This window comes from Nocardia mangyaensis, from assembly GCF_001886715.1.
Lineage (GTDB): Bacteria > Actinomycetota > Actinomycetes > Mycobacteriales > Mycobacteriaceae > Nocardia > Nocardia mangyaensis.
The window spans coordinates 4,954,641-4,968,239 of record NZ_CP018082.1 but is presented as its reverse complement, the minus strand read 5'-3'; the positions used below and the strand labels follow the sequence as shown (position 1 = coordinate 4,968,239).

Annotated in this window: 11 protein-coding genes; 8 read left to right on the top strand and 3 right to left on the bottom strand. The window is 70.4% G+C overall.

Annotated elements, in window-relative coordinates; genetic code table 11:
• Positions 1-2 precede the first annotated feature (2 nt).
• The 3 genes from BOX37_RS22585 to BOX37_RS22575 are packed head-to-tail and all read right to left on the bottom strand — an operon-like array spanning position 3 to position 3,572.
• Positions 3-2,495, bottom strand: a complete 2,493-nt coding sequence (locus BOX37_RS22585) for an ABC transporter permease (protein WP_071929384.1) — start codon at positions 2,493-2,495, stop codon at positions 3-5.
• Positions 2,492-3,214 (bottom strand): ABC transporter ATP-binding protein, encoded by a 723-nt coding sequence (locus BOX37_RS22580; protein WP_084759984.1) that lies wholly within the window; start codon positions 3,212-3,214, stop codon positions 2,492-2,494. Before BOX37_RS22580 ends, BOX37_RS22585 begins: the two co-directional genes overlap by 4 nt.
• 34 nt (positions 3,215-3,248) lie before the next feature.
• Positions 3,249-3,572, bottom strand: coding sequence for a hypothetical protein (locus BOX37_RS22575; RefSeq protein ID WP_071929383.1), 324 nt, complete (start codon positions 3,570-3,572; stop codon positions 3,249-3,251).
• 156 nt (positions 3,573-3,728) lie between these two features.
• Here BOX37_RS22575 and BOX37_RS22570 point away from each other — a divergent pair, with 156 nt between their 5' ends.
• The 8 genes from BOX37_RS22570 to BOX37_RS22540 all read left to right on the top strand — a co-directional run bounded on the left by BOX37_RS22570 (position 3,729) and on the right by BOX37_RS22540 (position 13,552).
• Positions 3,729-5,030, top strand: a complete 1,302-nt coding sequence (locus BOX37_RS22570; RefSeq protein ID WP_084759982.1) for a sensor histidine kinase — start codon at positions 3,729-3,731, stop codon at positions 5,028-5,030.
• Positions 5,027-5,716, top strand: coding sequence for a response regulator (locus BOX37_RS22565; RefSeq protein WP_206045698.1), 690 nt, complete (start codon positions 5,027-5,029; stop codon positions 5,714-5,716). Before BOX37_RS22570 ends, BOX37_RS22565 begins: the two co-directional genes overlap by 4 nt.
• 45 nt (positions 5,717-5,761) lie before the next feature.
• Positions 5,762-8,833 carry a serine/threonine-protein kinase gene (locus BOX37_RS36205; RefSeq protein ID WP_420811557.1) on the top strand — a complete coding sequence of 1,024 codons (3,072 nt, stop codon included), beginning with the start codon at positions 5,762-5,764 and terminating at the stop codon, positions 8,831-8,833.
• Between the two features lie 135 nt (positions 8,834-8,968).
• Positions 8,969-9,142, top strand: a complete 174-nt coding sequence (locus tag BOX37_RS34685) for a hypothetical protein (RefSeq protein ID WP_167659974.1) — start codon at positions 8,969-8,971, stop codon at positions 9,140-9,142.
• Between the two features lie 113 nt (positions 9,143-9,255).
• Positions 9,256-10,065 (top strand): formate dehydrogenase accessory sulfurtransferase FdhD, encoded by an 810-nt coding sequence (fdhD, locus tag BOX37_RS22555; protein ID WP_071929381.1) that lies wholly within the window; start codon positions 9,256-9,258, stop codon positions 10,063-10,065.
• Positions 10,066-10,174: 109 nt separating this feature from the next.
• The gene (locus tag BOX37_RS22550; protein ID WP_071929380.1) at positions 10,175-11,056 is read left to right on the top strand and encodes a hypothetical protein; all 882 of its coding nucleotides are present in this window, start codon (positions 10,175-10,177) and stop codon (positions 11,054-11,056) included.
• A gap of 28 nt (positions 11,057-11,084) precedes the next feature.
• Complete coding sequence (locus tag BOX37_RS22545) at positions 11,085-12,119, top strand: ATP-dependent 6-phosphofructokinase (protein WP_071931789.1); 1,035 nt, start codon at positions 11,085-11,087, stop codon at positions 12,117-12,119.
• Between the two features lie 53 nt (positions 12,120-12,172).
• Positions 12,173-13,552 carry an alpha/beta hydrolase family protein gene (locus BOX37_RS22540; protein ID WP_071929379.1) on the top strand — a complete coding sequence of 460 codons (1,380 nt, stop codon included), beginning with the start codon at positions 12,173-12,175 and terminating at the stop codon, positions 13,550-13,552.
• The last annotated feature ends 47 nt before the right edge of the window (positions 13,553-13,599 follow it).

The following is a 13,599-nucleotide window of genomic DNA, read 5'->3' as shown; positions in this document are numbered from 1 at the left end:
GCTCAGTCCACCGCGAGCGCCGCCACGATCGGCATCCGCGCCGCCCGCAACGCGGGTGGGATGGAGCCGAGCAGCGCCAGCCCGAGCGCGACCGCGCCGTAGAGCACCAGCATCGGGCTCGCCTGGTAGACGATGTCGATGGTCATCGCGTGCCCGATCGCCACGGTGGCCAGGTACTGCACCGCCGCGCCGATCACCAGCCCGATCACCGCCCCGACGACCCCGATCCCGGCGGCCTCGGCCAGCACCGACCGCAGCAGGAACTTGCGGTTGGTGCCCATGGCGCGCAGCACCCCCAACTCCCGGCGCCGTTCCAGGACCGACAGCATCAGTGTGTTGAGCAGGGCCACGGTCGCCACCAGCACGACGATCCACAGGATCATGCCGCTCATCGCCGCACCCTGTTCCACACTCGCCGAGATGGCCGCGACCATGGTGGCACCGGCGTCGACGTGGATCTGTTCGGGCACGACGGCCCGCACCGCGGCGCGCACCGCGTCCGGATCGGCGCCGGGCGCGAACTGCACCGACAGGATGGTCTCGCCGGGACGCTGATACCACTCGCGCATCTGGTCCAGGTCCATCATCACCACACCGGACACGGCGGTGAAGTACGGAATGACTTGCAGGACCGGGGTGGTGCGCGCGCCGGTCGGGGTGGGCAGGGTGATCTCCTCACCCGCGCCGACGCCGAGCGAGCGCGCCACGTCCCTGGTGATGACGACGCCTTCGCCGCGGCTCATCCGGTCGATGACGGCCGGATCGACGGCCCCGAGGCGCGCGTCGTCGCCACTGGGCGGATAGCCCTGCAGCATCACCCGCCCGCTGCCGACGGTCGCGAAGGCCATCTGAGCCGGCCTGACCTGCTCGACGCCGGGCACCGCCGCGACCCGATCAGCCAGCTCGGGCGGCAGAATCGGTCCGGTCGGGAACTGCTCGACCGGGCTCGGGCTGACATACAGGTCGGTGTCGCCGAGGTTCTGGAACGAGGCGGTCGCCGCGTCGACCATGTTGCGCGAGGCACCGCCGAGCGCGACCACGGCAGCGACACCGATCATCACCGTCATGGCGGTGGCCCAGACCCGGCGCGGCGCGCGTTCGAGGGTGGTCGCGCCGAGGGCACCCGGTGCGCCGAACCAGCGCGCGATTCCCGCCGCCGCGCGCACGATGGGCCCGGTCGCGGCGAAACACAGCAGGACCGCCGCGGTGAACGACGTCGAGATCGCCGCGAGGGACAACCGGCCGAGATCGAGCACGGCCACCGTCACCGCGAGCGCGGCCAGACCGAGCCCGGTGATCAGGGCCGCCCAGCGCAGTGCCGAACCGGTCGACGCCGCATCACTGGCCTCCACCGGCGCGAGCGCCTCGACCGGGGCCACCTTGTACACCTGTCGAGCAGCGATTCCCGCGGCCAGCACGGTCGCCAGGACGCAGGCCAGAATCGCTACGGGCACCGCGTAATTCGGGACGAGGAACTCGGTGCGCGCCTCCACCGACTGCACGATCGCCGCGGGCAGCCGCCCGATGGCGAACCGACCCATCAGCACACCGATTCCGGCACCGAGCACACCGCCGATCAGGCCGAGCAGCGACGCTTCGACCAGCAGGTCACGCACCATCGGTCCGCGCTGTCCGCCGATCGCCCGCAGCAGCGACAGCGTGGGTCTGCGCTGGGCCACCGCCATGCTCATCGCGTTGTAGATGAGGAAGGCGGAGACGATCAGCGCCGCCGCCGAGGACATCAGTGTGGAGTAGCGCATGATCTGGATCGCGCCGCCCGCCTGCGCGGTCCGCAGACTGGGTTCGGCGACCACCGCGCGCCCGTCGACGACGGTGGTGAGCGCGGCGCGCAGCTCTCCGATATCGGTCTCGGGGGCGGCGATGATCTGCACCGAGTCGAGCTTGCCGACCCGGTCGGTGAGCCGCTGCGCCAAGCCCAGCGGCGCGGCGACCACGTGACCACCGTTGAGCCGGTCGGTGGTCTCGGCATCGAGCACACCGGCCACCGTCGCGGTGCCGGTGCCGATGGGCAGCGTGTCGCCCTCCCGGTAACCCATCGCGGCGCCGACCAGTACTCCGTTGGGGGTGGTGATCAACTTGTTGGTGAATCCCGACATCGGCCCGGCCAGATCACTGCCCAGGGCGGCGATGCTCGTGTCGGCCCCGATCAGCAACGCCCGATCGGGGCCGGCGCCGAGTGCGCTGCGCACCATCGGCACCGCCGCCGACACGCCAGGAGTCGCGGCGATCGCTGGCAACAGGGCCTGCTCGAATCCGGCGTCGGTGATCCCGGTGACTTCCAGTGCGGCCGTGCCCGCCAACCCCTTGGTGAGCCGGTCGACCGAACCGGTGACCGATCCGGAGATGCTCAGCACCGCGACCAGCAGCGCGGCCGAGACCGCCATCACCGCCATCGACATGACGGTGCGGCCGGGATGCCGCACCAGTTCGCCGATATTGAACAGCCGCAGCCGATCCCACAGCGCGGCGATCATGCCCGCACCCGCGTCGGCACCGCGTCATCGGCACCGATGCGGCCGTCGTGCAGCGTGATCATCCGATCGCAGTAGGCGACCGCGCCCATGTCGTGGGTCACCATGACCACCGAATTGCCCTGTGCGGTGATCTCCCTGAGCAGGGCGAGGATGGCCGCGCCGGTCTTGGAGTCCAGATTGCCGGTCGGCTCGTCGGCCAGGATCAGCGGCGGGTCCATGATCAGCGCTCGCGCCACCGCGACCCGCTGCATCTGCCCGCCGGACAGTTCCGCGGGCCGGTGCTGGGCGCGATCGCCGAGGCCGACCAGGTCCAGCAGTTCCAGCGCACGGGGCTTGGCTTTGCGTAGTCCGGTGCCGTCCAACAGCTTCGGCACCGCGACGTTCTCCCACGCCGAGAGCGTGGGCAGCAGATTGAAGAACTGGAAGACGAACCCCACCTGCTCGAGCCGGAACGCGGCCTGCCGATCCTCGTCGAGATCACCGATCTCGGTGCCGCGGAAGCGAATCGAGCCCTCATCGGGGCGATCCAGGGCGCCGAGCAGGTGCAGCAGGGTGCTCTTGCCGGACCCGGACGGTCCGATGATCGAGGTGAACTGCCCGGCCTCGATCCGCATGCTCACCCCGTCGAGCGCGCGCACCGTCTCGTCACCGATCCGGTACTGCTTGATCACCCGCGTCAGCTCCAGCATCGGCGGCTGTGCTGTGTCGGTCTCCGGCATGTGGTGTCCCCCAAACGTGTTCGATCGTGGATGGTCAGCGTGCGAGCACGTGCGAGCGGATGGTACGGCCGACGGGCTGATGGGTGTCGAGAATCGCGCGCAGTGCGGGTTGTTCGGCGGCCAGCTCCAGATAGGCCTCCACCGCCGTGTTGCCCTCGAACTCGGCCTGTTCGAGTTTGGCGTGCAGGTGGTTGTTCCAGCGGTAGGCCAGTGCGCGCACCACGCCGTCGACTCCGCCGAAGAGCCTATCCAGCTCGGGCAGACCGGCGAACAGCTCGGGGTCGGCGGGGTCGAGCGCCGCCCTGGCCAGCACGGTGTGCACGATCTCGGTGCGTTGATGCTGATCGGTCCAGGTCATGGGCTTCACCTTCCGTGATCGGTATCGATGACGCTACGGTCGTCCACCGGGCGAAACGTCGTGCCCGGGACCCGACTTCTTCTCCTACCCCGGTAGGAGGCCGGGACCGTTCGCGGGACGATGCCTCACCAGGAGTGCGCCAGCTAGCCTGGCTACATGGATGTGGTCCACGCCATCCCCGGCACCGAGCCGAGCCGGCCACGGTGGGTGGCTCGGCCGTGGGCGATGGCGCGACGGCTGGTCGAGGCGGGACGGGCCCGCATGGAATCGCTGCCGTTCGACTATCCGCCCGCGGTGATCCTCGCCGCCGACCTGGCTTTGCTCGTGATCACCGTCGCCGCGGTCGTGCAGCGGCACTCCTACTTCCCGTCGCTGCTGCCGCTGTTGGCGATGCTCACCGCGTTCCTGCCGATCCCGCTGTTCGTGATCTTCGGGGTGAAACCCCATCCGGTTCTGCTCAAGGCTTGTGGACTGCTCTCCTGCGCGCTGTTCCTGCTGCAACCCGTGCCCGCTGATTTCGCGCCGTTCGTGCTGGTCATCGTGGCCGGTGAGGTGGCCGCTATCGCGCCGCGCGGCATCACCATCGGCTTCACCCTGATCGCGATTCTGGAACTGGTCGCCTTCGACCTCGCGGGCAATGTGCAGTGGGGTCTCGAGGGGCAGCGGCTGCAAGGGCTGCCGATGTATGTGCTGGGCATCCTGCTCGGCATGTTCGTCGGGGTGATGCTGCAGTACCAGCGCCGCTTCCTCTATCAGGAACGCGAGAACCAGGCCATCCGAGCCGGTCAGGCCGCCGACGAGGAGCGGCGTCGGATCGCGCGCGAGGTGCACGATGTGATCGCGCATTCGCTGTCGATCACCCTGCTGCACCTGACCGCGGCCCGGCGCGCGTTGCAGACCGACGACGACGTCACCGAGGCCGTGGAGGCGCTCGTCGACGCCGAACGCCTCGGCCGCCAGGCGATGGCCGACATCCGCCGCACCGTCGGCATGCTCGACCAGGGCAAGGGCCAGATCACCCCTGAACCGGGCGCCGCCGACCTCGACGAACTCGTCGGCGACTTCCGCCGCGCCGGACTCACCGTCGACTACACGCGCACCGGTGATCTGACCGCGGTCGCGGGTGCCGTCGGCCACGCGCTGTATCGAATCGGCCAGGAATCGCTGTCCAATGTCGCCAAACACGCCCCCGGCGCGGCGGCGACGGTGCGCCTCGACATCAGCCCCGAGGCCGCGACCCTGGTGGTGCGCAACGCGCTGCCACTGGGTCCACCCGCGCGCCACGACACCGGCATGGGCGTGCGCGGGATGCGCAAACGCACCGAATTGCTCGGCGGGTCCATCATCGCGGGCAGCGCCGAGGGCAGTTGGATGGTCCGGGCCGACTTTCCGCTGAAAGCCGGGCCGTGCCAGATCGTCTCGGGCCTGCTCCGACCCAAACTCCAGGAGGACATGTGACGGCCGCCGCGCCCGTCGAGAACCCGGTGACGGTGCTCGTCGTCGATGATCAGGAACTCGTGCGCGGGGGGTTGCGCCGCATCCTGCGCCGCCGCGACGGCTTCACCGTCACCGAGTGCGCCGACGGGGACGAGGTCGCGGCGGCCATCGCCGCCGAACGGCCCGACGTCGTGCTCATGGACCTGCGGATGAAGCGGGTCGGCGGCATCGACGCCACCCGACTGCTGCGCGCGCGGCCGGACGCGCCGCCGGTGCTCGTGCTCACCACCTTCGACGACGATCAGCTGCTCTCCGGTGCCCTGCGCGCGGGGGCGGCCGGATTCCTGCTCAAGGATTCCCCCGCCGAGGACCTCATCCGCGCGGTGCGCACGGTCGCCGCCGGTGGCGCGTGGCTCGATCCCTCGGTAACCGGGCGGGTGCTCACCGCCTACCGGACGGTCAAACCCGCCGGTACCCGCACCGATCGCAGGCTCGGTGAACTGACCGCCCGTGAGTACGAGGTGCTCGAGCTGATCGGGCGCGGCCGGGTGAACAGTGAGATCGCCGCCGAGCTCGGTATCTCCGAAGTCACCGTGAAAAGCCACGTCGGACACATATTCGGCAAGCTCGACCTGCGTGATCGCGCCGCGGCGATCGTGTTCGCGTTTGACCACGGCGTGGTGACACCGGGAGAATCCTCCTTCTGACACGCGAGCTCTGCAGGGCCCGCATGGAGTGGGAGGCGGACGCCGGTGCAGGCACCTGGGTCACGGACGGGGAGCAGCTTCGGCCCGTACGAGTTGCGGTCGATGCTGGGCAAAGGCGGGATGGGCGAGGTCTACGAGGCCTACGACACCGGCAAGGACCGGGTGGTCGCCCTGAAGTTGCTGGCCGAGGAACTCGCGCAGGACCCGGCCTACCAGGTCCGGTTCCGCCGGGAATCCCAGGCCGCGGCCAAACTGGCCGAGCCGCACGTCATCCCGATCCACGACTGGGGCGTGATCGACGGGGTGCTGTTCATCGACATGCGTCTGGTCCCCGGCACCGATCTGCGGACCGTGCTGCACACCGGGGGACCGCTGAGTCCGGATCGCGCGGTCGCCGTCGTCGAGCAGATCGCCGCGGCTCTGGACGCCGCGCACGCGGGCGGGCTGGTGCATCGCGATGTGAAACCGGCCAACATCCTGGTCACCCCGGCCGATTTCGCCTATCTCGCCGACTTCGGCATCGCGCACACCGAGGGTGACAGCGCGGTGACCCAGGTCGGGATGGCCATGGGCTCCTACATCTACATGGCGCCGGAGCGCTTCGACGTCGGCCCGATCTCGCACCGCGCCGACGTCTACTCGCTGGCCTGTGTCCTGCACGAATGCCTCACCGGTGCCTCTCCGTTCCCCGCGGCCAGCATGAGCGTGCTCATCCGCGCCCACCTCTCCGACGCGCCGCCGCGCCCCAGCACCCTGCTGCCCGGCCTGCCCGTCGCCCTCGACGACGTCATCGCGCGTGGCATGGCCAAGGACCCCGCCGACCGGTACGCCACCGCGGGCGACCTGGCGATCGCGGCCCGCGACGCGCTGGCCTCGGCCGGCCACGGTGGGGCGCCGCGCCCGCCCGCCTACCCTGCTTACGGCGGGCCCGGTGCCCACCCCGGCGCCGGACCGAACACCCCCGGCCGTTCGACCGGGTCCCACCCGATCCCGGCCGGTCCGGTCGTCGGCCGCGACGTGCCCGCCGGTTCGGCCGCAGCCGTGATGCATGGTGTGCCCGGTGGTTTCGGAACGGGTGCCACACCGATCGCGGGTCGCGACGTGCCCGGATCCACTGGACCCCGCGGCACGACCGGTGCCACGCCGTTGGTGGGTCGAGAGGCGCCTCCGGGGGCCGGCGGTCCGCGTGGTGTGCCCGGTTCCGGTCCGGTTGGGGCTGCGAAGGATCCCAGATCGGTGACCGGTGCCAGGGGTGTCGTGCCGTCCGGTGTGCAGGACGACGAGGATGATCAGCCGCAGCCCACACCGACCGGGGAGTTCCGTGTCGTCGGGGCGGTGACCGCGACCGGCGGCATCGAGACTTCACGCAGCCAGACCCCGGCCACCGGCGCCCAGCCGACTCTGATCATCCGGCCCCCCGAGCCGCGGCCGGACACCACGGGTTTCCGCCGCGTTCCCGTGGAGAGCACCGGCGAGATGTCCATCCCCGCGGTGATCCAGCCGACCGGCCCCGCGGAAATCCGCGTGGCCGACACCCATTTCACCCCGCTGCCCCCCGCCGACGGCCCGGCGGAGGCACCCGAACCCCCACCCGCCTACACTCCCGACCAGGGCCTGCCCCGCATGCGCCCGTTCCCCGACGCGCACCTCTACGGCGACAACGGTCCCGGCGAGACCTCAGGCCCGGTCCCACAGCCCACTCCGCCCTACCCGGCCCCGACCGGCCCCCACCGCCTCGCCCAACCCCCGCATGCCGGAGCCTTCCAGCCGCCGCACGGTCCCGCTCCCCAGCGAGCGGTGCCGACCCAGCGCTACTCCGGCGAACATCCTGTTCCCGCAGCGCCGTTCACACCTCCGACGGAGCAATTCCGCCCACCGGAGAACCCCCGCTCGGCCCCCACGCAGCACTTCGCCGGCGGGCCCGATCCGGACGCCCGCTTCGGTCCCGCCGGTGCGCCGTTCGACGACGACCGGAACGCCCCGGACGCCCGATTCGGTGGCCCGGCAGCGCAGTTCGGTGGCGGACGTCCCTCGCCTCCCGGTGGGCCGACCCAGCGCTACAGTGACGATCCCGATGCCGGGTTCGGTCCTCGGCCCGGATTCGATGACGACGGGTACGACGATCCCGATGCCGGGTTCGGCGCACCGACCGAGCAGTACCGGGGTCCCGCGCACGAGGACCCGCAAAGATTCGCCGCGACACAGCATTACGGTGGGGCGCCGGAGCCGTTCGGGCCGGCCGCCGAGCAGTTCGATCCGAAGGGGTTCGATGCGCGGCGGGCGGCGCCGACACAGCACTATGGTGGCGCGCCGATCGGGCCTGACGCCGGGTTCGGTGCGCCGACCGAGCAGTACGACGCGGACCCGCAGCGTGCGCGGGCGACCCATCAGTACCGTGGCGGGGCGGCGCCGTTCGCCGCGCATCAGGCGGGGCCGGACGACTATGACGATCCGGCGCGCGCGGCCGAGGCCAGGCAGTACGCCGGTTCCGGCCCGGTCGCCTACTCCCAGTACGACGATCCCGACGCCTACGGCGATCACGCCTACCGTGATCCGGCCTACGGTCCCGACCCCGCGTACGGGTCCGAACCGGCCTGGCCGCAACAGGATTCGCGGCGCAAACGCTCGTTGTTGCTGCCGGTGCTCGCCGGTGTGCTCGGCCTCGTCGTCGTGGTCATCGGCGGCGCGATCGGCTGGCGCATGATGTCGGCCGCCGATACCGCCGAGACCGCCGACACGGCCGCGGCCGCCACGACCACCGGCTCACCGATTGGCGCCGGTGGACCCACCGCCACCACCGCACCGCGCGCCACCACCACCGCACCGACCACCACGGCGGGCCCGGTCACCCTGCCCGCCGACGCCCAGCCCTGTGAATCCGGCGGCGCCGGTGGCGACTATGGCAACGCCGCGACCGGCACCACGGTCACCAGCTGTGGCTTCGCCGAAGCGGTCAGGCAGGCGTACGTGGCCGGTGGTACCACCGGCCGCACCGGCCCCCAGTCGGTGGTCGCGACGAGCCCGGTGACCGGCCGCGCCTACACGATGACCTGCTCCCCGGACGGCACCCTCGTCACCTGCACCGGTGGCGACAACGCCGTGGTGTACGTCTACTGATCGGGAATGGCGTAGGCGGGCCGGGGGCTCGACATCGCGGTGGGATTCGCTGGAGCCCCGCTGATTCGCGAACCGGTTGCCGACGCCGCACCGACGTGCGAGACGCAGGCATGCGTAACCATGCATACTGGCGATATGGCTGACGACAACGAACAGTGGTACTACTGCCTGAAGCATCACACAGCCGAACCGGGCAAGACCTGCTGGTACGGCGACCGGATGGGCCCGTACCCGGACAAGGCCACCGCCGAGCAGGCGCTCGAGATCGTCCGGGCGCGCAACAAGGCCGCCGACGACGAGGACGACTGACCACCTCGGCCCCTGTGGGTACGGTCGTTCTGGCGAGGACGAACACCCCGCTCGCCGGTGTCGCCACCGGCTGAGTGAGCCGCCCGCAAGCCAACGAGCGATCGGTACGTCTGATGAGCAGAGTCACCGCACGGCGCAAGACCACCCGGCTGTCCCCGGCCGGGCGGATCCAGCGGCCCGACACCCTCGCGGTGGAGGAACCGCTCGAGATCCGGGTCGACGGCCGGTCGCTCACCGTCACCATGCGCACCCCCGGCAACGACATCGACCTGGTGCACGGCTTCCTGTTCGGTGAGGACATCATCGGCTCGGTCGCCGACATCGTCACGGCCCGCTATTGCGCGGGCGCCGACAGCGAGGGCCGCAACTCCTACAACGTCCTCGATCTGCGCCTGCGCGAGCAGGTCCCGCTGCACACCCGCAACTTCCTGACCACCGGTTCCTGCGGCCTGTGCGGCAAGACCGCGCTCGACGAGGTGCGCACGCGCACCCGCTACCCGATCCCGCACGACGGCATCACGCTGTCCACCGACGTGCTCGCGGGGCTGCCCGCCCAGCTGCGAATCGGACAGAAACTGTTCGACGCCACCGGCGGCCTGCACGCGGCCGGACTGTTCACCACCGACGGCACGCTCCTGGCGTTGCGTGAGGACATCGGCAGACACAACGCGGTGGACAAGGTGATCGGCTGGGCGGTGCGGGAGAACCGCGTCCCCGCCCACGATCTGGTGCTCGTCGTGAGCAGCCGCGCGTCGTTCGAACTCGCGCAGAAGGCCGTGATGGCGGGCATTCCCGTGCTCGCCGCGGTCTCGGCGCCCAGTTCCCTCGCCGTGGACCTGGCCGCCGAATCGAATCTGACGCTGGTCGGCTTCCTGCGCGGCGAGACGATGAACATCTACACCGGAGAACACCGTCTGAGCTGAGCGTTTCCCCGACCAGGTGGGCGATCGGCCATACTGCCCAGTACGGTGTCGGGACGGCTACCCAGCACTGAAAGCCCGGGGGAGTTCACAAACAAAGATGCTTCACATTATGACGATTGATCGACACCGTCGTGTTCGGACGGTGCTCGCCGCGCTGCTGGGCGCGGTCGTGCTACTCACCGCCGCCTGTGGCGCCGAACCCGAAATCGAGCCGCCCCAGGTGACCAGAACGGTGCCGGTCATCGACCCCGGTGCCGGTGGCGAGGTCTCCATCGCGCTGCCGGGTAGCCTCGCGGCCGACTTCGCCGAACTCCAACAGGGTTTCCGCGGCCGCGCCGGGTTGGCGATCATGCCGGTCGGCGGGGAGAAGATGGTCACCTTCGGGACCTGGACCTCCGGTCCGGCCTGGTCGACGATCAAGGTGCCGATGGCGATCGCGGCCCTGCGCGCCGACAACGCCTACGCCGCCACCGCCTCGGCCGCCATCACCGCCTCCGACAACGGCGCCGCCGATACTTTGTGGGCCTCGCTCGGCTCGGGGGTCGACGCCGCCGCGGCCGTCCAGGGCGTGCTGCGCGAGGGCGGTGACGACACCACCACCGTGCCCAGTGTCCGCACACGTTCGGACGCCTCGATCTACGGGCAGTCGGACTGGACGTTGGCCGACCAGGTGCGCTTCGCCGCGCAGTTGCCATGCGTGCCGCAGAGTCAGCGCGTGCTCGACCTCATGGGCCAGATCGTGCCGAGTCACCGCTGGGGTCTCGGCGCGTTCGGCAGCGCCGAGTTCAAGGGCGGGTGGGGGCCCGACCCGTCGGGCAAGTACCTGGTCCGCCAATTCGGCCTGATCGATTCGCCCTCGGGCCGGATCGCCATAGCCTTCGCCGCGCAACCGGATTCGGGCGCGTTCGCCGACGGGATGACCATGCTGGACGAGATGACGACGCTGCTGTCCGGTCATCTGAGCGAGCTTGCCGGAGGTCGCTGCGCCTGATCGGGCTCGGTGCGGCAAGATGGTCGCCATGCGCATCGGAGTCTTGACCGGAGGCGGAGACTGTCCAGGGCTGAACGCGGTGATCCGGGCTGTCGTCCGCACCGCGAACGGCCGCTACGGCGACGCGGTCGTCGGCTTTCAGGACGGCTGGCGCGGGCTGCTGGAGGATCGCAAGGTCCAGATCCACAATGACGACCGCACCGACCGGCTGCTCACCAAGGGTGGCACCATGCTCGGCACCGCGCGCACCAATCCCGACGTGCTGCGCGCCGGGCTCGGCCGGATCAAGAAGACACTCGACGACAACGGCATCGAGGCACTGATCCCGATCGGCGGCGAGGGCACCCTGACCGCCGCGAGCTGGCTCTCCGACGAGGGCGTGCCGGTGGTCGGTGTGCCCAAGACCATCGACAACGACATCGACTGCACCGACGTCACCTTCGGCCACGACACCGCCCTGTCCATCGCCACCGAAGCCATCGACCGCCTGCACACCACCGCCGAATCCCACCAGCGCGTCATGCTGGTCGAGGTGATGGGCCGGCACGCGGGCTGGATCGCGCTGAACTCCGGCATCGCCGCGGGCGCGCACCTGACCCTGGTCCCCGAGGAACCCTTCGACGTGGCGCAGGTGTGCGCCATGATCAAGAAGCGTTTCCAGCGCGGCGACAAGCACTTCATCTGCGTCGTCGCCGAGGGCGCGCATCCGGCGCCCGATTCCGGGTTCGCCTTGCGCGAGGGCGGGATCGACGAGTTCGGGCACGAGCGCTTCACCGGCGTCGCCCAGCAGTTGGGCTCGGAGATCGAACGCCGGATCGGCAAGGAGGTGCGCACCACCGTGCTCGGGCACATCCAGCGCGGCGGCAGCCCCACCCCCTACGACCGCATCCTGGCGACCAGGTTCGGTGTGCACGCCGCCGAGGCAGTGCACGCGGGTCACTTCGGTCAGATGGTCGCGCTGCACGGGACCACCATCGGTCTCGTCCCGCTCGCGGAGGCGACCAAGCAGCTCAAGCGGGTGCCGGTCGAGCGGCTCAGCGAGGCGCAGGCCTTCTTCGGCTGAGCCGGAGTCGTTCGGGTTCTCGCCTTTTCGAGACCCATCGGTACGGTGGCCGTATGCGCACTGGTCGAGTGATCGTTTCGGTACTGTTCGCTGTCGCCGCGTTGGCGACGGGATGTTCGGACTCGTCGCAGGATTCGGCGGCGTCGCCGGTGCTCGGCCAGTGGCACGGCGACATCGAGGTTCCCGGGCAGGTCATCGGCATCGGCTTGACCTTCGCCGAAGACGGGTCGGCCACGATCGACATCCCGGTCCAGGGCGTGACCGAGGGTGCGCTGAAAGATGTGCACACCGAACCGGATCGGGTCGAGTTCACCATTCCCGACGCGCCGGGCGACCCGGGTTTCCGTGGCCGCCTCGACGGTGAGCAGATCACCGGTGACTGGGTGCAGTTCGGCGAGAAGCTGCCGGTCACCCTCACCCGCGGCCCGATCGAGGCGATGGAACGCCCGCAGGACCCGGCCCCGCCGTTCCCGTACAGCAGCGAGGACGTCACCTACCGCAGCGGCGACATCACCATCGCGGGCACGCTCACCACACCCGAGGGCGACGGCCCGTTCCCGGCGATGCTGCTGATCACCGGCAGCGGCCCGCAGGACCGCAACGAAGAGATCATGGGCCACAAGCCCTTCCAGCTGCTGGCCGACACCTTCACCCGCGCGGGCTACGCCGTGCTGCGCGCCGATGACCGGGGTGTCGGCGGCACCGGTGGCACCCTCGACCAGGCCACCTACTCCGATCTGGCCGACGACGCCGCCGCCGGTGTCGTGTTCCTGCGCGAGCGTCCCGAGATCGACCCGGCCCGCGTCGGCCTGTTCGGCCACAGCGAGGGCGGCTACCTGGCGCCGCTGGTCGCCGCCCGGCCCGACAGCGGTATCGCCTTCGCCATCCTGATGGCCGGTCCCTCGGTGCCTGGCGCCGATGTGCTGATCGAGCAGAACGAAGTGATCATGGCCTCCTCGGGCGCCCCGCAGGAGCAGATCGACGCGCAGGTCACCTTCGTCACCGAGTGGACCGCGCTGCTGCGCGCGGGCGACACCGAGGGCGCCAAGGCCTACGCCCAGCAGCACAACGACTCGCTGCCCGAGGCCGAACGCACCCCGCAGTCCGCGGTCGATTCCTTCAGCACCCCGTACATGACCTCGTTCGTCACCTACGACCCGAAGCCGGCGCTGGAGGCACTGCGGGTGCCGGTCCTCGCCTTCTTCGGCGGCACCGACCAGCAGGTCATCGCCACCCAGAACGAGGGCCCGATGCGCGAGAACCTGGCCGGTGCGCCCGATGCCACCGTGCACACCTTCCCGGGCCTCAACCACATGATGCAGCCCTCGCAGACCGGCAAGCCCAGTGAGTACGTCTCCATCGAGACCACCATCGACCCGTCGGTGCTCACCTATGTCACCGACTGGCTCACCCAGCGCGTCCCGCCCCGCTAGCGCTTCCTAAGATAGGAAGCTATGAGCGAGCGCAGCGAGCGAACAAG

What these genes read in the sequence shown, in the direction of transcription:
- BOX37_RS22545 (WP_071931789.1), top strand. Translation starts at nt 11,085, where the DNA reads ATGCGCATCGGAGTCTTGACCGGAGGCGGAGACTGTCCAGGGCTGAAC.
- BOX37_RS22575 (WP_071929383.1), bottom strand. Translation starts at nt 3,572, where the DNA reads ATGACCTGGACCGATCAGCATCAACGCACCGAGATCGTGCACACCGTG.
- BOX37_RS22585 (WP_071929384.1), bottom strand. Translation starts at nt 2,495, where the DNA reads ATGATCGCCGCGCTGTGGGATCGGCTGCGGCTGTTCAATATCGGCGAA.
- BOX37_RS22540 (WP_071929379.1), top strand. Translation starts at nt 12,173, where the DNA reads ATGCGCACTGGTCGAGTGATCGTTTCGGTACTGTTCGCTGTCGCCGCG.
- fdhD (WP_071929381.1), top strand. Translation starts at nt 9,256, where the DNA reads ATGAGCAGAGTCACCGCACGGCGCAAGACCACCCGGCTGTCCCCGGCC.
- BOX37_RS22550 (WP_071929380.1), top strand. Translation starts at nt 10,175, where the DNA reads ATGACGATTGATCGACACCGTCGTGTTCGGACGGTGCTCGCCGCGCTG.
- BOX37_RS22570 (WP_084759982.1), top strand. Translation starts at nt 3,729, where the DNA reads ATGGATGTGGTCCACGCCATCCCCGGCACCGAGCCGAGCCGGCCACGG.
- BOX37_RS22580 (WP_084759984.1), bottom strand. Translation starts at nt 3,214, where the DNA reads ATGCCGGAGACCGACACAGCACAGCCGCCGATGCTGGAGCTGACGCGG.
- BOX37_RS34685 (WP_167659974.1), top strand. Translation starts at nt 8,969, where the DNA reads ATGGCTGACGACAACGAACAGTGGTACTACTGCCTGAAGCATCACACA.